Annotated in this window: 19 protein-coding genes; 11 read left to right on the top strand and 8 right to left on the bottom strand. The window is 60.2% G+C overall.

All coding sequences use genetic code 11. From position 1 onward, the window contains the following. Window positions 1-31 precede the first annotated feature (31 nt). Window positions 32-1,066, bottom strand: a complete 1,035-nt coding sequence (locus OHL14_RS12370) for a hypothetical protein (RefSeq protein ID WP_263379663.1) — start codon at window positions 1,064-1,066, stop codon at window positions 32-34. A gap of 129 nt (window positions 1,067-1,195) precedes the next feature. Between OHL14_RS12370 and OHL14_RS12375 the strand changes: the two genes are divergently transcribed. After that, the gene (locus OHL14_RS12375; RefSeq protein WP_263379664.1) at window positions 1,196-3,175 is read left to right on the top strand and encodes a glycoside hydrolase family 88 protein; all 1,980 of its coding nucleotides are present in this window, start codon (window positions 1,196-1,198) and stop codon (window positions 3,173-3,175) included. A 96-nt stretch (window positions 3,176-3,271) separates the two neighbouring features. Here the strand turns inward: OHL14_RS12375 and OHL14_RS12380 are convergent, their stop codons facing one another. Further along, window positions 3,272-3,616: an Hpt domain-containing protein gene (locus OHL14_RS12380; RefSeq protein ID WP_263379665.1), complete on the bottom strand. Its 345-nt coding sequence runs from the start codon at window positions 3,614-3,616 to the stop codon at window positions 3,272-3,274. A 314-nt stretch (window positions 3,617-3,930) separates the two neighbouring features. Then, complete coding sequence (locus tag OHL14_RS12385; RefSeq protein WP_263379666.1) at window positions 3,931-4,692, bottom strand: lysophospholipid acyltransferase family protein; 762 nt, start codon at window positions 4,690-4,692, stop codon at window positions 3,931-3,933. 94 nt (window positions 4,693-4,786) lie between these two features. On the opposite strand from OHL14_RS12385, the gene OHL14_RS12390 reads away from it, so the two are divergent. Continuing rightward, the gene (locus tag OHL14_RS12390) at window positions 4,787-5,272 is read left to right on the top strand and encodes a DUF2062 domain-containing protein (RefSeq protein ID WP_263379667.1); all 486 of its coding nucleotides are present in this window, start codon (window positions 4,787-4,789) and stop codon (window positions 5,270-5,272) included. Window positions 5,273-5,443: 171 nt separating this feature from the next. Here OHL14_RS12390 and OHL14_RS12395 read toward each other — a convergent pair whose 3' ends face one another. After that, complete coding sequence (locus tag OHL14_RS12395; protein WP_263379668.1) at window positions 5,444-6,376, bottom strand: phospholipase C/P1 nuclease family protein; 933 nt, start codon at window positions 6,374-6,376, stop codon at window positions 5,444-5,446. Window positions 6,377-6,464: 88 nt separating this feature from the next. On the opposite strand from OHL14_RS12395, the gene OHL14_RS12400 reads away from it, so the two are divergent. Next, window positions 6,465-7,286, top strand: a complete 822-nt coding sequence (locus OHL14_RS12400) for an FkbM family methyltransferase (RefSeq protein ID WP_263379669.1) — start codon at window positions 6,465-6,467, stop codon at window positions 7,284-7,286. Between the two features lie 9 nt (window positions 7,287-7,295). On the opposite strand, the gene OHL14_RS12405 is transcribed toward OHL14_RS12400, so the two are convergent. The 4 genes from OHL14_RS12405 to OHL14_RS12420 are packed head-to-tail and all read right to left on the bottom strand — an operon-like array spanning window position 7,296 to window position 9,734. Then, window positions 7,296-7,709 (bottom strand): PIN domain-containing protein, encoded by a 414-nt coding sequence (locus OHL14_RS12405; protein ID WP_263379670.1) that lies wholly within the window; start codon window positions 7,707-7,709, stop codon window positions 7,296-7,298. Continuing rightward, entirely contained in the window at window positions 7,709-7,978 is a 270-nt protein-coding gene (locus OHL14_RS12410; RefSeq protein ID WP_263379671.1) for a hypothetical protein, read from the bottom strand. Before OHL14_RS12410 ends, OHL14_RS12405 begins: the two co-directional genes overlap by 1 nt. Before the next feature lie 37 nt (window positions 7,979-8,015). Further along, complete coding sequence (gene pncB / locus OHL14_RS12415) at window positions 8,016-9,383, bottom strand: nicotinate phosphoribosyltransferase (protein WP_317890415.1); 1,368 nt, start codon at window positions 9,381-9,383, stop codon at window positions 8,016-8,018. 42 nt (window positions 9,384-9,425) lie between these two features. Further along, the gene (locus tag OHL14_RS12420; protein ID WP_263379672.1) at window positions 9,426-9,734 is read right to left on the bottom strand and encodes a hypothetical protein; all 309 of its coding nucleotides are present in this window, start codon (window positions 9,732-9,734) and stop codon (window positions 9,426-9,428) included. A gap of 226 nt (window positions 9,735-9,960) precedes the next feature. On the opposite strand from OHL14_RS12420, the gene OHL14_RS12425 reads away from it, so the two are divergent. From OHL14_RS12425 to OHL14_RS12460, 8 genes are all read left to right on the top strand, one after another. Next, window positions 9,961-10,386 (top strand): hypothetical protein, encoded by a 426-nt coding sequence (locus tag OHL14_RS12425; RefSeq protein ID WP_263379673.1) that lies wholly within the window; start codon window positions 9,961-9,963, stop codon window positions 10,384-10,386. Further along, window positions 10,379-10,573 (top strand): helix-turn-helix transcriptional regulator, encoded by a 195-nt coding sequence (locus tag OHL14_RS12430; protein WP_263379674.1) that lies wholly within the window; start codon window positions 10,379-10,381, stop codon window positions 10,571-10,573. Before OHL14_RS12425 ends, OHL14_RS12430 begins: the two co-directional genes overlap by 8 nt. An 18-nt stretch (window positions 10,574-10,591) precedes the next feature. Next, on the top strand, window positions 10,592-11,011 hold the full coding sequence (locus tag OHL14_RS12435) for a hypothetical protein (RefSeq protein WP_263379675.1): 420 nt from the start codon (window positions 10,592-10,594) through the stop codon (window positions 11,009-11,011). 87 nt (window positions 11,012-11,098) lie between these two features. Continuing rightward, window positions 11,099-12,013 carry an alpha/beta fold hydrolase gene (locus OHL14_RS12440; protein ID WP_263379676.1) on the top strand — a complete coding sequence of 305 codons (915 nt, stop codon included), beginning with the start codon at window positions 11,099-11,101 and terminating at the stop codon, window positions 12,011-12,013. Between the two features lie 91 nt (window positions 12,014-12,104). Then, on the top strand, window positions 12,105-13,166 hold the full coding sequence (locus OHL14_RS12445) for a 1,9-bis(guanidino)-5-aza-nonane synthase (RefSeq protein ID WP_263379677.1): 1,062 nt from the start codon (window positions 12,105-12,107) through the stop codon (window positions 13,164-13,166). 188 nt (window positions 13,167-13,354) lie between these two features. Beyond that, window positions 13,355-14,578, top strand: coding sequence for a magnesium transporter MgtE N-terminal domain-containing protein (locus OHL14_RS12450; protein WP_263379678.1), 1,224 nt, complete (start codon window positions 13,355-13,357; stop codon window positions 14,576-14,578). A gap of 89 nt (window positions 14,579-14,667) precedes the next feature. After that, complete coding sequence (locus OHL14_RS12455; protein ID WP_263379679.1) at window positions 14,668-15,705, top strand: CgeB family protein; 1,038 nt, start codon at window positions 14,668-14,670, stop codon at window positions 15,703-15,705. Window positions 15,706-15,906: 201 nt separating this feature from the next. Continuing rightward, window positions 15,907-17,172 (top strand): Nramp family divalent metal transporter, encoded by a 1,266-nt coding sequence (locus tag OHL14_RS12460; protein WP_263379680.1) that lies wholly within the window; start codon window positions 15,907-15,909, stop codon window positions 17,170-17,172. Window positions 17,173-17,187 lie beyond the last annotated feature (15 nt).

The raw sequence follows: 17,187 nt of genomic DNA on the forward strand, positions 1-17,187 counted from the left end.
GACTGAAGGGTGAGATGCAGGTCATAGTTCTTTATTGCGGTGGGTGGGTCGTGTCGGGTTTTGGGGTGAGGTGGAGAGCTTTGCCTACGTGTCTGGCGGAGGTGCCTAGTGCGTGTTTCGTGTTGTTGTAGCTCTTGCCAAGAGCGTTGCCGGTGGAGGTGCCTGCAACCGAGATCGCGACGTCGGTGTTGTCGCTGGCGGTGGAGAGTGCCGAAGTTGTGTTGTGGGTGCTGGTGGCGAGTGACTGTTCGGTGGTGCTGCTGACGGCGATAATTTGCTGGGTGGGGTGGCGACCGGGGTTGAACCAGGCGATGTCGCTGTCGGGCAGGGTTTCGAGGCGAGCGAGCGGGGCAGGTGGGAAGTTAGTGTTCTCCATCTTAGCGAGAAGCGGCCACTGCGTGGAGGTGATGAAGGCGGAGCCGTTCATGGGGTGAGCGGACTCGCCGAGGTTGATGATGCGGTTTGTTTTGAGGGCGACCATGTCGAGGCATCGGTCGGCGCCGCAGCCGCGGTTGCAGAGGGTCTCGTTGAGGTAGGAGGCGTGCTTGCCGGGGGAGATCCAGACCTTGGCGCCGTGGTCTTCGGCGTGCAGGGTGGAGGCGCGGGTGATCTGGCTGACGTCGCAGACGGTGTTCTCGTGCGCTGCGGCGTACCAGTATTCAGCGTGCCATTTGGCGTCGTCGCTGGCATCGGAGGCGCGGACGAGGACGGCGACGTGTTCGGTGTCGAGGTGATGTCCGTGGGGGCCGCAGTCGGTCTTCCAGAGGTGATAGAAGTGCAGCTCGGCGGCGGGGTGATCGGGAGTGGAGAGCTTCGACGGGAAAGCCTGGCCGTAGATGGTGCCGTTCTCATCGAGCACATGGGGAATGGCGAGGTCGGGCGCGAACTCGGCGGGGACGTTGGAGCAATCGTGGCGAGCGACCATGAAGGTGGGAGCGAACTGGTCGAGGAGATACTGCTCGGCTTCGTCGTTAAGGCCGTCGTGATCGGTATCGACGGTCTGGGCGATGGCGGGGTGAAGGCTGATGGCGCAGAGGATGAAGAGAGGGGCCCAGATCAGTCGCATGGTGGTTGGATGCAGTTTCGATGGTGGCTGGATGCAGTTTCGATGGTGGCTCCGATATTCCTGGAGCAGGAAAAGGGCAAGGCGTGAGGTCGTGGCGCTCCGGTATGCTGTTTTCGTCGAGGTGTGTTCATGCGTGGAGTAGTGGCAGCGGGCGTTTGGCTGGCGATCGGGCTGGGATGTGCGACGGCGGTGGGGCAGGAGAAGCCTGAGGGATCTGCGGGCGATAGCGGGATGGACCCGGTGCTGCAGCGCGTGATGACGGCGTGGCCGGACGGGCGCATCGATACGGTGAAGAAGCCGGGCGAGTGGAACTATGAGCTGGGGACGCTACTGGATGGCGTGATCGCGGAGTGGCGCGTGACAGGCGATGGGCGTCTATTTGCGTATGCGAAGGCGGCGGTGGACCGTTCGGTGGATAAAGACGGGGTGATCCATGTGTATGAAGACACCCCGTACCCAGTGGATGGGCACTCGATGGATAACGTGGAGATGGGACGCACGGTGTTGACGATGTACCGGGTGACTCTTGATGAGCGTTACTACAAGGCGGCGAAGTTTCTGCACGACCAGATGCTGGTACAGCCGAAGAACGCGGCTGGGGGGTACTGGCACAAACAGATTTATCCGAACCAGATGTGGCTTGATGGGGCGTATATGTCCGAGCCCTTTATGGAGGGGTACGGGAAGTCGTTTGAGAAGACGAAGGATACGGACGAGGCGGTGACGCAGCTGCTGCTGATGGACGAGCACATGCGCGACCGGCGGACGGGGTTGCTGCACCATGGCTGGGACCAATCAAAGCAGATGGAGTGGGCGGACAAGCAGACGGGGTTGAGTCCGGAAATATGGTCGCGGGCGATGGGCTGGTATGCGATGGCTTTGGTGGATGTGCTGGAGCGGATGCCGACGACGGACCCGCAGCGCCTGGCGTTGGAAGAGGTGACGCGACGGACGCTGATGGCCGTGGCGCGGTATCAGGACTCAGGCAGCGGGCTGTGGTGGCAGGTGATGGACAAGGGCTCGCAGAAGGGGAACTACCTGGAGGCCTCGGCGAGCTGCATGTTTGTGTATGCGATGGCGAAGGGGGTGCGGATGGGCGTTGCGCCGATGTCGCTGGAGCAAAATGTGACGAAGGGGTGGGCGGGGATTCAGCAGCGGTTCGTGAAGCCGGACGGTACGCTGTCTGGAACGGTGAAGGTGGCGGGGCTGGGTGGTAAGCCGTATCGCAGCGGAACCTATGACTACTACGTGGGCGAGGCTGTCGGCGATAACGATGCGAAGGGTGTGGGTGCGTATCTGCTGGCGTTGAGCGAGATCACGCAGCGTCAGCGTGCGGGAGATCTGATGCGCAAGGCCCGCGGCAAGACGGTGTTGATTGACGGGTGGTTCAACTCACAGATGCGGAAGACGCCTGAGGGGAACTCGCTGCTATTTCACTACAAGTGGAAGGACACGGCGAACAGCGGCTACTCGGAGTGGGCGCACATGTTTGAGGAGTATGGGATGCAGGCTGAGATGCTGGACCATGCTCCACGAGCGGAGGACTTGAAAGGAGTTGCGATTTACGTGATCGCATCGCCGGACATACCGGCGTTGAATCCGAATCCGCATTTCATGGATGAGGCGAGCGCGGCGGCGGTGGAGGCATGGGTGAAGGCGGGCGGTGTGCTGGTGATGATGGAGAACGATTCGGAGCATGCGGACCAGACGCACTTCGATCTGCTCAGTGACAGGTTCGGAATCCATTTCAATCCGGTAACGCGGAACCGCGAGTTGAACAACGATTATGCGGATACGATGGTGCCGATTGCAGCGGGGACGGGCGGGATCTTCAAACATGCGCACAAGGCGTTGATGAAGGAGACCTGCACGATTACGGTGTCGGGTGGAGCGAAGTCGATCCTGGAGAGCGATAACTCAAAGGGCGGTGGCGACACGATGATGGCGACCGCGCACGCGGGCAAGGGGCTGGTGTATGCGAACGTTGATCCTTGGATCTATAACGAGTACACGGATGGACGAAAGCAGCCGTTAGGCGAGGACAACTTCGCCGGAGGGCTGGAGCTGACACGGTGGCTGGTGGCGCAGGCAACGGGCAGCAAAGATTAGAAGGCTTTGTCCGTTCAGATAACAGAGAGCAGAAAGAAGGGGGGACAACAGAGGTCAGCTCTGTTGTCCTTCGATGTGTCCCCTACTCCTCGTCTTTTATAAGTTGAGGGAGGTATGCATCGCGCGGACGATGTCGCTGACGCTCTCAGGGTCTGGGTAAGGCGAGGAGAGCAGAAGCTGTTCGAGTCCCCGGGCGAGCTGACTGCCGGTGGGGTAGCCGAACATGCCAAGGGAGCCGGTAAATTTCCGGGCGATGGCGATGGCCTCGTTGCGCTGCTGAGGGCTGGCTGTGCCACGGGTGGCGAGGACGGCGGCGAAGGCATCGAGAAGGGTGAGGCGGTCTCGGATGAGAGGCAGATTGTTCTGCCAGACTGAATCCAACTGCTGCTTGAAACCGAGGCTCATGGTATTTGCGGCAAGCACTGCGTTGATGGCGGACATGGGTAACTCCAAGGAAGAGAGTGGGCTGTCTTGAGGACAGCCGGCATTCATGAATTGAGAGTGTTTCAGGGGGATGAGGATTCGCGCGGGCAAGGCGGGATGGGACAGCGGAATTCCTCTCCTTGAGGAGCGAGTCTACGACGGCTCCGCCCCTCCAGTCAGGAAATTTAATTCCCTAGACGGAGCTGGGTGAGCCATTTCAGGACACTTTGACCCAAGAGAGAACTTGTTTACGACGGTACGACCCCTCCGGAGCAGGGCAAAAGAGAACCCCGCGCCGTGGAAGAGGCGCGGGGATGTCAGCTGGCGAAGACTCAGGGAATGGGGTTGAGTGCGAGGCGGGTGACGGCGGCTTCTGCTTCGACGGCGGCGACCTTACGGTTGGCGACGGCTTCAGGGCTGAAGGCAATGGGTTCCGGGGCGAACTCGACGGTGGCGTGTAGGCCGTGGAGGTCGACGAAGTTCCAGATGTGTTCCCAGAGGCCCTGGGGACCCCAGTGGACATCGTTGCGAAGGGTCTTGCCGGCGGCGTCGCGGGGGGTGAGTTGGTAGCGGATGAAGCCGTAGTACATGGGCTCTTCAGCGGCAATGGTCTGGGCGATGAGGCCGCTGCGGAAAGGGAGTACCGGGACGTCACCGACGCCGGTGGTGCCTTCGGGGAAGTAGGTGACGGGGAGGCCGTCGGCAAAGCCTGCGGCCATGCCCTGGCCGGCCTTGGCGGCGGAACCGCCGGCCCCGCGGGCGACGTAGACGGTGCCCGCCATATAGCTGATCCAGCCGAGGACGGGTGTGGAGCGGAGTTCGATCTTGGAGACGAAAACGCAGGGACGGAGCGCGGCGTGCAGCACGATGTCCACGTAGGTGAGGTGGTTGGAGATGACGGCTCCGTGCGAGGGGACCTTGCCGATGGTGGAGTAGGTGATGTCTACCGACCAGAGGAGGCGGCGGCCGATCTTGGTGAGCCAGGCGGCACGCTGGGCGCGCGTCTTGGGGCGCAGGATAAAGACTTCAGCGATGGAATAAGCGAAGACAGCGGCGACGAGAAGGACGCGATAAGCACGGCGGATAGAGGACAAGATAAGACGTTCCTGCTTGGAGAATGATCTGCGCTGCCACCGGGATGGGCGATGGCCGACGGTAAGGCTCAAGTGTAACGGGTATTCTTGAGGGATGGGGAGTCTGTTGCAGCGCGTAGTGGTGGAGCCGTTGATGCGGCTGTTGCGGGTGGGCGCGACGCCGGAGCAGCTGGCGTGGTCGCTGGCACTGGGTGTGGTGGTGGGGATCAATCCGCTGATTGGGTCGACGACGCTGGCTGCGCTGGCGCTGGCTGGGGTCTTTCGCCTGAACGTGGTGGCCAGCCAGGTGGGCAACCATGTGGTGTATCCACTGGAGCTACTGCTGTTTCCGGTGTTTCTGAAGCTGGGGTCGAGGGTGTTTGGATCGCAGAAAGTGCCGATGGGTGGCAAGAAGCTGCTGGAGGCTGTGCGGCATCATCCGTGGGATACGACGCGGATGCTGTGGATGTGGGAGTGGCACGCGCTGGTGGTGTGGGCTGTGCTGGCCGCGGTAATGATGCCGCTGATTGCGTATTCGCTGCGGCCGGTGTTGCGGAGGATGCTGGCCCAGGCGGAGGTTGAGGTGCCTTCGCCGTCTTAAGGGGTGGTTGCGATGGGATACATCCTGCGAAAGAAGCAGGTCTCTCCGCTACGGCGATGAACCCGCCTTCGGTCGAGATGACACATTTTTGCAGGTTGGAAATTTTGAGTTGGAAATGGAGAAAGCCGCGCCACTGATGGGGCGCGGCTTTCTACTGTTCCTATGCTTCCGTTAGTTGCCGTGGTACTCCTCGACGGGGTCGGCGGAGTGGATCCAGGCGGAGTAGATGAGGTCGCGGAGTTCGATGGCACCGGCGGCGAGGCGCTCGGCCGCGAAGGCTTTGCCTTCAGGGGTACCTGCGTCGGTGAAGGCCCCGGCTTTTTCGAGCTGGTAGGTCTTCTCGACGAAGGTGTTGGTCTTGTGGAGATAGGCGAGGTACTGGGCCCACTCGTCGTCGATGGGAGTGGGTTTGGTGTCGGCTACAAGTTTGGAGACGTCGGCGTACTTGATGGCGTTGTGGACGTAGGTGCTTTCAAACTGCGAGTGGATCTTGTGCTCGACCGTGTAGCCGTTCGGGTTGGGGCCGGTCCAGCCGTTGTACTGGATGGTGGTGTGCAGGGGCATGGAGCCGTCGCCGACATAGTGGCCAAGCCAGCCTGCGTCATAGACGATGGCGAGCTCTATGGCATGGGTGGGCTTGTGGGCGGCGGCGAGTTCACGGTAGTCGCGAAGATCGACCTTGAGCTTCTGCCAGATCTCTTCGACCTCCCAGGGCTGCATGCCGACTTTCTCGGGGGTGAGGGTCACGCCAGCGGGAGGAGTCTTCATAGCATTTAGAGCACGGATGAAGTCGTAGCGCTTTTTGGGGAGCGGGCCGACGAGATCGGCGTACTCGAGATCGATGAAGTGATCGGGCGCCTGTTCGGCGGAGAGTTCGGACTCGGCGCGATTGCGCCAGCGGTCGGGTTCGGGGCCGAGGTACTCGATGGTGTCGAGAGCGCTGGCGTCGCGGAGGAAGAGTGGTACGTCGGAAGGTAGCGAGGCGGCAGCGGCGCGGTTAATGATGCTGTGGCCGTCGATGCCCCAGGCCCAGGCGGGCTGCGTGGCGAAGAGGCTGATGAGCGAGGAGGCGACGGCAACGCGGGCAAGGACGGGGAGACGCATGAGGAAAGTATAGCGAGGTGTGAGATGCGAGGTCCCAGGTGCCGGAGTCTGGGCAGTATCATCACGGTGGATGGAATGAGGACTTGGAATGAGTTTGGAGCACGCGAAGGAGTTGGAGCGGCGGCTTGGGTGGACGGACAAGCTGCGACCGATGGTGGTGGGTGCGTTTGTGGCGGATGTGCTTGCTCCGCAGCGTCGCACGATTGTGACGGCTGAGAACGGACTGCAGTACTTCATCGACCCGCTGAGCCAGCTGGGGCGATGCCTGTTGCGCGATGGACATTATGAGTTGGAGACGGAAGAGATTCTGCGCGAGCATTTGCGGGAGGGCGACGCGTTTCTCGATGTTGGGGCGAATGAGGGGTACTTCAGCTCGGTGGCTGCTTCGATCGTGGGGCCGACGGGATATGTGGCGGCGGTGGAGCCGCAGTCACGGCTGGCTGAGGTGATCCAGATCAACCTTGCGCTGAATGGCTGCGTTGTCGGCGTGGATGGCGCCGAGGCGAAGGTATTTCATGGCGCGCTGGGTGGGGCGAAGGGCGAGAGCACGAAGCTGTTTCTATCGCCGTCTCTGAATACGGGGTATTCGAGTGTGCTGAAGCGGCCGCGGTTTTCGCGCCGGTCAGAGACGGTGACGTTTGTCGACCCGGCGGAGTTGTTGCACGGGCGGCAGGAGTTCGCGCTGGTGAAGGTGGACGTAGAAGGGTTCGAAGACCAGGTGATGCAGAGCCTGCTGCCGATGATCCGCATGGGGCAGATTCGGACGCTGCTGCTGGATTATCACGCTTCGATTCTGGAGGAGCGCGGTGTCGATCCGGCGGCTCTTCAGCAGACGGTGACAGGGGCGGGGCTGGAGTTGGTGGGTGAGTATGAGGGGTTTGGGGACTATCGGCTGTATCGGCGGAGCTGAGACGATACGTCAATGCGAGATCAAGGTCAGGCCGGGAACACGATCAAAATGCCTTAGGTTGCGAGTCACAAGGCTGTACTGGAGATGTAGAGCGGTCACTCCGATGAGGAGATCCGCCGTGGCGATTTGAACGCCTGAGCGCATGAGTTCTCCACTCAGATGTCCGGATCTGAGCGCAATCTCTTCGGTTACAGGTTGAACGTCGAGAACGGAGATGACCTGATCGAGGAATTGTTTGCGAAGTTCGGCACGGCGAGGTGTATCGGCTCGTTCTACGCCGTGCGAGAGCTCCATGAGCGTAATGGCTGATATCGCGAGTGGCTGGTCGGGATACTCAACCAGCAGCGGAGCGAGTGTCTGTTTTGCGGTCAAGCCGCGTCTTTCTGCGGAGATGAAGAAGGTGGAATCAAAGAGAACGCCCATCAGGCCTTGAATATCTCGACGTCGAGAACGTCTCGATGGGCGGCGATACCGGCTTCTACATCGAGGGCGAAGGCGTCATCCATGGCCGCTTCGGTGTCGTTACTCAATTGATCGATACGTTCTCGCATGGAGAGCTTTCGAGCGGAGCGAAGCACGGCGACGGGTCCTAAACCGTTTTCAATAACAAACGTCGTATTCGTATCCAGCTGCGCGAGCAGCGTGGAGATGTCTCGTTCGGCTTCCTGCTGCGAGATGTGGATCGTCGCCATAGCAGGATTGTACTGCTGGAGAGGTGGTAGCGAAATGTTAAACCAGCACCGGCAGTTCTTCCAGCACGGGGCTGCCGAAGACTCTGCGGTAGCGGTCGATGAGGTTGGCGGGGCCGGTGGCTTTGCTTGGGTTGTCTGAGAGTTTTACGGTGGGGATGCCGTCGGCGCTGGTGAGCTTGCAGACCAGCGAGATGGGCTGGAACGTGTCCTCGCCGCGGGGGTGGCAGTCGCGGAAGTCGTTCGTGAGCAGCGTGCCCCAGCCTGCGGAGAAGCGGATGCGGCCGTTGAAGTAGGCGTGGAGATCGACGATGGTGCTGGCGTCAAGGCCGTCGGAGGCGATGAGGCGTTTGCGCTTGGGGTCCTGGCCGCGGGAGACGAGCCAGGCGATGTACTCGTCGCCGGCGATGAACGGATCTTTGCTGTCGATGCGCTGTCCGGTCCACTGGGCGACCCAGTCGGGTGCGCCGGCGAGGAACTGCGTGGTGCCGAAGGTGTCGGGCAGTGTGATGAGCAGCTCATTGTCGTAGCTGCGCGCCCAGAGCTCGAGGACCTTGTACTGCGAGGCGCGAAGGTCTTCGTCGCTGCCCTGGGACGCGAGGGCGGCCATGGCCATGGGGAGCTCGTGCGCGTTGGTGCCGATGGCTTCGAGATCGAGCTTGTAGGCGAGCGCCGTGTTGGAGGTGCCGGTGAGGTTGGGGCCGAGGGCGCGGCTGAGCGCCTGAACGCAGTACTCCTGCCAGAGGAAGCTGTGGCGGCGGCGGGTGCCGAAGTCCGAGAGGCGGAGGCCGGGAACGCCGCGGAGGAGTTCGATCTTGTCCCAGAGGCGGGTCTTGGCGCGGGCGTAGAGGACGTCCAGTTCGAGCTCGTTGAGGGTGGCGAGCGCGGCACGGGTCTTCATCTCGCTGACGATGGCGAGGGCGTAGACCTCCCACATGGTGACTTCGGACCAGAGGCCGGAGAAGCGGATAACGAGCTGGCCTTCGTGCTCAGTCACTTCGTAGTCGGAGAGCTTGAAGTCGTGCTCGAGCCAGTGGAGGAAGGCGGGTTCGAAGATCTGCTTGGTGCCGTAGAAGGTGTTGCCGGTGAGCCAGACGAGCTCTGACCGGCGCAGACGCAGACCGCGTACATGCTCGAGCTGATCGCGCAGAGCGCTGGCCGAGATGCGGTCGGCGAGTCGCACGCTGACAGTGCGGTTGTGGACCTCGCTGGTGACGCGGGTGGCGGGGAAGTTCTTCCAGATGAACTGAAGCATGAGCAGCTTGTAGAAGTCGGTGTCGAGCAGCGAACGGACGATGGGGTCGAGCTTCCAGTTGTGGTTGTGGGCGCGCTCGGCGAAGTTGATGTTCATGTTGCTGATGATTGTCTCGCGGGCACAGGTGAAAGACAATCGGGCGGCTGCTGGCATTACCGGCAGTTCGCCCGACTCCCTGCATTCGGCCCGCTCGGTTTAGAGGATGGAAATGATGCGGTTGTCGTCGCCGGTAGCGATCTGAATCTCTTCGTGAAGGGAAAGGTTTGTGCTGCTGACGACGAGCAGTTTTGCTCCGACGCAAGCATCGATGTCAACGCGGCGACCCAAAGGAAGATCGATGAGCTCTGACTTCAAGCGAATTTGGCGGTGCTGGCCGGTGAGGTTGACGAGGCTGATGCGTATGGGGCGGATAGCAGTGGCCACGTGGGAGTTGTGGGCGGATGGCACTGTGGCGCGGGCAGCGCACGGGAGTGAAAGTACGAGTAAAAGGGCAAGGCTTCGCATGGTGAAAGAGCTCCGGATCGGGATGTCCGAAAGACTCTCTGCCATGGTTCAGAGAACCTTCACGGTGAGCCTCGTATGACTGGACGTGCAGGCGAAAGTTTCAGGATGAAGGTCCGATGTGCAAGGAAGGTGCGGCAAAAATAATGCCAGATTGTGACAAGGAGGCTTGACATGACAAGGAAGCTTTACGTAAAGTTAACTTGTCACTAAGTAAGGGGAGGTTGACATGGGTTGGTTGATACGTTGTGAGAGCGCGGCGGCTAGACGGTACCAGAGGCGCGCAGCGATTTCGATGTTGTTTTACCTGCTGACGCTGTGGCGTTGCGTTGAGCTGTCAAAGCACACTCACCTGACCGGTTGGGGTTTGTATGCCCTCGCTCTGCTGCCAGCAATCCCGGTGCTGGTGACTCTCGGGGCGATGGGGCGTTATCTACAGGAAGAGACGGACGAGTACCTTCGCGTGCAGATGGTGAGGTCTCTGCTTGGCGGGACAGCGGCGCTACTGGTGGTGATCGTGGTGAGCGATTTTCTGCAGACGTTGGCGCATGTTGGAGCGTATCCGCCGTTCACGCTGTTCCTGGTGTTCATGGTGGTGTTCGGGCTCACGCAATGTGTTCAGAAGCTGATGAACCGGGTGAAGGACGATGAATAACCGTTTGAAGGTGTTGCGGGCTGAGCTGAACTGGTCGCAGGCGTATCTGGCTGAGAAGCTCGAGGTTTCGCGGCAGAGCGTGAATGCGATCGAGACGGGGAAGTACGACCCATCTCTGCCGCTGGCGTTCAAGATCGCGAAGCTGTTCGGGAAGCGGATTGAAGAGATTTTCCAAGAATCTGAATGAGATAGGAAGGCACTTGCGATGAGAAAGCTTCAGCTTATTTTTGCGTGCGGGTACTCGGCAGAGGACAAAGCTGCGGTAGCGAAATATCGCCAATGGCTACTGGTCGTGTGGCTAGTCGGAGTGATGCCTTTTACGTGGAAGCACTTCCCAGGGCGACTTGGTTTAGCCGCCTCTGTGGTGGAGGGTTCAAGCTTCGCCGCTGTGCTGATACTGGCGTGGATGATTGCTCTACGTAGCGGGGATGAATATCGACGGCTGCTCCTGCAGCGGTCGTTGGCACTGGGAACGGCCATGATGACGGTGGCTCTGAGCGTCTGCGGCTTTGTAGAGTTTCAGATGCACAGATCACTGGAACTGCCGCTGGGACTGATCCCGGTGGGTCTGGCACTTCTGACGGTTGCGGCGAAACTGATCGTCTTTCGACGAGCCAACGCGTGACAAGTGTCATGTGCGATTGCTGACTCGCGACACTGATGTCTGCGGTTATGCCGCGCGAGGATGGAGTGGAAGGTCAAGGAGGCGGAGATGAAGGCTTTGCAGTGGTTGGCGACGGCGGTGCTAGTGTTGGCGGGAATCGTGCTCGTGAGGCCTGTGTTGTCGCAGACGGCAGCGAAGGCGGCGTTTGTGCCGACGCGGTTTACGGTGACGGATTCGGGGACAGCGGGTAAGCCGGATGTGCTGCTGATTCCGGGGCTTTCGAGCTCGAAGGCGGTTTGGGATCACGAGGCAGAGTTGCTGGGGCCGAATTATCGGCTGCATGTGGTGCAGGTGGATGGGTTTGCAGGGGCGCCAGCGGGTGGCAACGCTGGCGCGTCGAGTGCAAACCCAATGCTCCCGGCGATTGTGGAGGAGTTGCACCAGTACATTGCGACCGTCGGGATGAAGCCGGTGGTGGTGGGGCATTCACTGGGCGGGTTGCTGACGCTGATGTTGGCGGACAAGTATCCGGGTGATGCGCGCAAGCTGATCATTGTGGATGCGCTGCCGTTTTACGGGCTGGTATTCAATCCGGCGGCGACGGTGGAGAACGTGAAGCCGCAGGCAGATGCGATTGCGCAGCAGATGCTGGCGATGCCGGACGACCAGTTCGTTGCGATGCAACCGATGATGGTGGGCGCGATGGTGAGGAATGTCGACGCGCAGAAGCTTGTGGCGGCGAGTTCGGTTGCCAGCGACCGTAGGATCTTTGTGGAGGCGATGGCCGAGGACCTGCAGACGGACCTGCGCGGCGATATGGCGAAGATTCAGACGCCTACATTGCTGCTGTATCCGTATGACGCAACGTTTCAGAAGGATGAGGCGAAATACGACGCGGTGTACAAGACCTCGTACGCGGGGATGCCGCATGTGACGATGATGCGTGTGGATGATTCGCGGCATTTCATCATGTATGACCAGCCGGAGAGGTTCGATGCGGCTGTGCAAGCTTTCATCAAGTAAAAGCCCTGTTCCATGAGGGTGGGAAAGTCTCTGGAAATTCATAAAAATACCGCGTCGTTATTGGGCGAAGCGCGATAAACTAGGAGACGATATGAAGACCAAAAAAGAACTCCTCTCCAACACAATCCAGCCGATCGACATCATGCAGCACAATGTTGTCTCGCTGGTCGATGCCATGGCCCCCATGGCGTATAGCTCGCGTGACCTTGCCCGCGCTGCCGGCCTTTTCGAGATGATGGTGCGAGATACCGAGTGCGGCGTAATTCTCTGCCTCGCCGGTTCGCTGATCTCTGCCGGTCTGCAGAAGCTGATCGTCGACCTGGTCCGCAACAATATGGTCGACGCGATTGTTTCGACCGGCGCGAACATCGTCGATCAGGACTTCTTCGAGGCCCTCGGCTACCGCCACTACATCGCTCCCGATGAGTACAAGTACGGCGCGCATGACGGCGAACTGCGCGAGATGCAGATCGACCGCATCTATGACACGTTTATCGACGAAGATGAGCTGCGTATCTGCGACGAGACGATTCACCAGATCACCAACTCGCTGGAGCCGCGCGCCTACTCATCGCGTGAGTTCATCGCGGCGATGGCGGAGTATCTGGACAAGCATGGTCGTACGCCGAAGCAGGGTCAGCCTGATTCGATCGTGTGGGCTTGCTACGAGAAGCAGGTTCCGATCTTCTGCCCGGCGTTCTCGGACTGCTCGGCTGGCTTCGGTCTGGTCGCTCACCAGCATGACCGTCAGGGCAAGCCGGTGGTTTCGATCGACTCGGTGAAGGACTTCTACGAGTTGACGCAGCTGAAGATTGCAAACCCGACCACGGGTCTGTTGATGATCGGCGGCGGCGTGCCGAAGAACTTTGCGCAGGACATCGTTGTGGCTGCCGACGTTCTGGGTGTGGACGCTTCGATGCACAAGTATGCGATTCAGGTAACGGTTGCCGATGTGCGCGATGGTGCTCTGTCGGGTTCGACGCTGAAGGAGGCCAGCTCGTGGGGCAAGGTTGAACTGACCTATGAGCAGATGGTGTACGCCGAGGCGACCGTGGCGTTCCCGCTGATCGCTGGTTACGCGCTGCAGAAGAACGCAGCAGAGGCCCGCAAGGGCAAGAAGCTTGCCCAGGTGCTGGAGCCCGTAACGGCGTAGAGCAGACAGTAGACAGTAGTGAGAAGACAGTAGTGAACGGCGGGGCTTCGGCTTCGCCGTTCTCTTTTTGCAAGTGCTTCAAAGGCGTGACGGCTTGTTGAAGATTTGGTGCATCGAAATGGGGTAGGGTAGGGGAAGCGATGTTAGAGCTTGTGACCATTTCGACGAGCGTTTCTACCCTGTTGGGGATGAACGTGGTGGATGCCGAGGGCAAGTCCCTGGGGCGTGTGGCGGAGTTTGCTGTTGAGGTGGCGAAGGACCAGACCCACGTGGCTGCGCTGGTGTTAAAGACACGCTCGGGTGGCAAGAACGAGCGACGTTTGCTGCCGGTGGAGCAGATTGCGCTGCCAAATGAGGACGATACCGAGCTGCGTGCCAGCGGGCCTCTGACGGCGTTTGAGCCGGGACATGCGTATTTGCTGCTGGATTACGATCTGCTCGACCAGCAGATTATCGATGTGGACGGGCGAAAGGTCGTCCGCGTGAACGACGTGAACCTGGCGTGGGAGCCGGGAGCGCGCGACGGCGAGACGGCAGGGCTGTCGATTCTTGGCGTCGAGGTTGGCACACGAGGTGCATCGCGCAGGCTTTTCAAGGGGTTGCCGATCACGTTTGTGCAGGGGATTTCGGACAAGTTTCACTCGCGGGTTATACCGTGGGGTTGCGTGGATCTGATCGAACGCGATCCGGCGCGACGGGTGCGGTTGAAGATTGGGCAAGAGCGGCTGGCGAAGCTGCATCCTTCCGACATTGCAGACATTCTGGAAGAGCTAGCTCCGGCTGAGCGCGACGCGGTGTTCTCCAGCCTGGATGAGGAGACGGCGGCGGAGACGCTGGAAGAGGTTGATCCAGAGATGCAGAAGGCCCTGCTGCAGGGCATGGATCATGAGCGAGCCGCGGAGATTTTGGAAGAGATGGATCCGGGCGCGGCGGCGGACGTGCTCGCCGAACTGACGGAAGAAGAGTCAGACGCAATCCTTGATGAAATGGAGCCGGAGGAACGGCAGGACATCGAGGAACTGCTGGAGTTCAAAGACGATACGGCTGCTGGTTTGATGACCACGGACTATCTCGGTGTGCCGATGGAGGCGTCGGTGTTCGAGGCCGTGCAGGCGCTGCGAGACTTCGAAGGCGATCCGGACAATGTAACCGAGATCTATCTGCTTGGCGAGAACGAAAAGCTGATGGGGGTCGTAACGCTGCCGAAGATCCTGCTGGCGCCGAGCGATGAGAAGCTGCAGGCGCTGACGGTGGGGCATATCGCCAGCTGCGGGCTGCATGCGAAGGACAAAGAGGTCGCCGCACTGTTTGATAAATACAATCTGCGATCGTTGCCGGTAGTGAATGCTCATGGCGCGCTGGCGGGAGTGATCCATGCTGAGCATGTGATCGGGCAGCTGTTGGCGGAGTAGCATCATCCGGGGCTGACGCCGCCATCATTTCTATGCAGTATTGTCCGGGCAGAAGCCCGGACCTATCCCAAGGCAAAGGCAAAGCCTGCGTGAAGATTTTGTATGCGGCGCAGTTATCCGAGAACGACTCTGCGCTGTACCGGCTCTGGGCGCTGCAGAGGCTAGGGCACACGGTGGTGCCGATCAACAGCTATGCCTTTGAACCGGGGAGCGAGTTCCTTCGCAAGGTGCAGCATCGCGTGCAGGTGGGTCCGTGGGTTGGGCGGCTGAATCGCGAGGTGCTGGCGATGGCGGAGCGAGAGCGGCCGGAGGTCTTCTGGGCGGATAAGCTGCTGGGGTTGCAGCCGTCAACGCTGAAGCAACTTCGCAAGATGGGCGTTGCAAGTGTGAGCTACATGATCGACAACGCCTTCGGGCCGCGGCGCGATCCGGGATGGCGGCTCTATATGCGGGACATTCCGCACTTTGATCTGCATGTGGTGCAGCGCGACAGTAACTTTGCGGATTACAAGAGCCGTGGGGCGCGGGATGTGATCAAGGTGCAGACAGCGTATGAGCCGACGGTGCATTTTGCGGATGAGGCTGATTATGTGGAGCGCGATGCGGCGCGGACACGCGGGGTGTCATTTATTGGCTCGCCGTATGATGACCGGGCTGTGTTCCTGACGCGGCTGTGGCGCGAGTGTGGGCTGCCGGTGATGATCTCCGGCAGTGGGGTGTGGCGCGAGCGGCTGGAGTCGGAGGCAGCTGCGGCCCTCTATACGGGGATGGAGCTGTATGGGGCTGCGTACCGCGAGGCGGTGTGGAATTCGAAGATCAATCTGAGCTTTCTTACGCACTCGAACCAGGACGAGTTTGTGCATAAGAGCTTCGAGATCGCGGCGTGCGGAGGATTTCTGCTGGCGGAGCGGTCTGCGGGCCATCTGGCGCGATTCAAAGAGGATGAAGAGGCGGTTTTCTTCACGGGCTTTGAGGAGTGCGTGGAGAAGATTCGGCGATATCTGCCGGATGCTGAGGCTCGGGGGCGGATTGCGGCGGCGGGGGGAGCGCGGGCGGTGCGTGACGGGTATGGGAATGATGCGCAGATGGCGAAGATTGTGGAGAGAATTGCTATCCTCCGGGGCTAAAGCCCCACATTTCTATCTATGTCTCATGGTCGGGCCGAAGCCCGTCCCCTTCAAAGTCCGTAGCGGTTCGTTCATCGCGATGTAGCACTTGAACAGGGTGGCTCGGGTTAGTCTAGGAGAGAGCCGGGGAGAGACCATGCAGATGATTCTTCATTTCGAGACACCTCTCCGCGCTGTAATCTCCTGCGTGGCGGTGGCGGTGTGAGTTTCTTGAAGCGCTGGCGGACCAGCTTCTTCCTCTTTTTCGCGGTCCTGGGGCCGGGTTTTATTACTGCTGCTGTCGATAACGACGCGGGCGGCATCCTTACGTATTCGCAGGCGGGCGCGCAGTATGGCTACCACCTGGTCTGGACAATGCTTCCAATCACCCTGGCGCTGATTGTGGTGCAGGAGATGTGCGCTCGCATGGGCGTGGTGACAGGCAAAGGCCTGAGCGATCTGATTCGCGAGGAGTTCGGCCTGCGCATGACGTTTTTCATCATGCTGCTGCTGGTAGTGGTCAACTTCGGCAACGTGATTGCGGAGTTTTCGGGCGTGGCCGGCGCGATCGAGCTGTTCCACATCAGCAAGTACATCAGCGTACCGATCTCAGCGCTGGCGGTGTGGCTGCTGGTGGTAAAGGGCGACTACAAGAGCGTCGAGAAGATCTTTCTGGCGGCGAGCGGATTCTACGTCTGCTACATCATCGCGGGATTTCTGGCGCAGCCGGTGTGGCATGAGGCGCTGGTCGAGACCGTGACGGTTCCCGGCCGCGCGGTGTGGAGCGATCGCAATTATGTTTATATGACCGTGGGTGTGATCGGAACGACGATTACGCCGTGGATGCAGTTCTACCTGCAGTCGAGCGTGGTGGAGAAGGGCATCAACATCAAGCAGTATGCGGCGAGCCGCATGGATGTGATCGTCGGCTCGATCTTCTCGGATGTGGTGGCGTGGTTCATCATTGTGGCGTGCGCGGCGACACTGTATACGCACGGGATGCGTAACATCAATGTGCCTGCGGATGCTGCACAGGCAATGAAGCCGCTGGCAGGGAACTTTGCAGGACTGCTGTTTTCAGCGGGGCTGTTCAATGCGTCGTTCTTTGCAGCGAGTGTGCTGCCGATTTCGACGGCGTACAGCGTGTGCGAGGGCCTTGGGTTCGAGAGCGGCGTGGACAAGAGCTTTCGGCAGGCACCGTTTTTTTACTGGCTGTACACATTGCTGATTGTGGCGGGCGCGGCGGTGGTGCTGATCCCGAACTTCCCGCTGGTGACGATGACGATTTTGAGCCAGGTGCTGAACGGCGTGCTGCTGCCGTTCGTGCTGTACTTCATGCTCAAACTGATCAACAACAAGGAGCTGATGGGCGAGCATACAAACTCGACCTGGTTCAATATTGTGGCTTGGGCGACGGCGGTGATCGTGATCGGGCTGACGGTGGTGATGCTGTGGCAACAGTTACATCAGGTGTTTGCCAAGGGTTAAAGGTCTCGGCTGGAT

This window comes from Granulicella paludicola, assembly GCF_025685545.1.
Lineage (GTDB): Bacteria > Acidobacteriota > Terriglobia > Terriglobales > Acidobacteriaceae > Granulicella > Granulicella paludicola.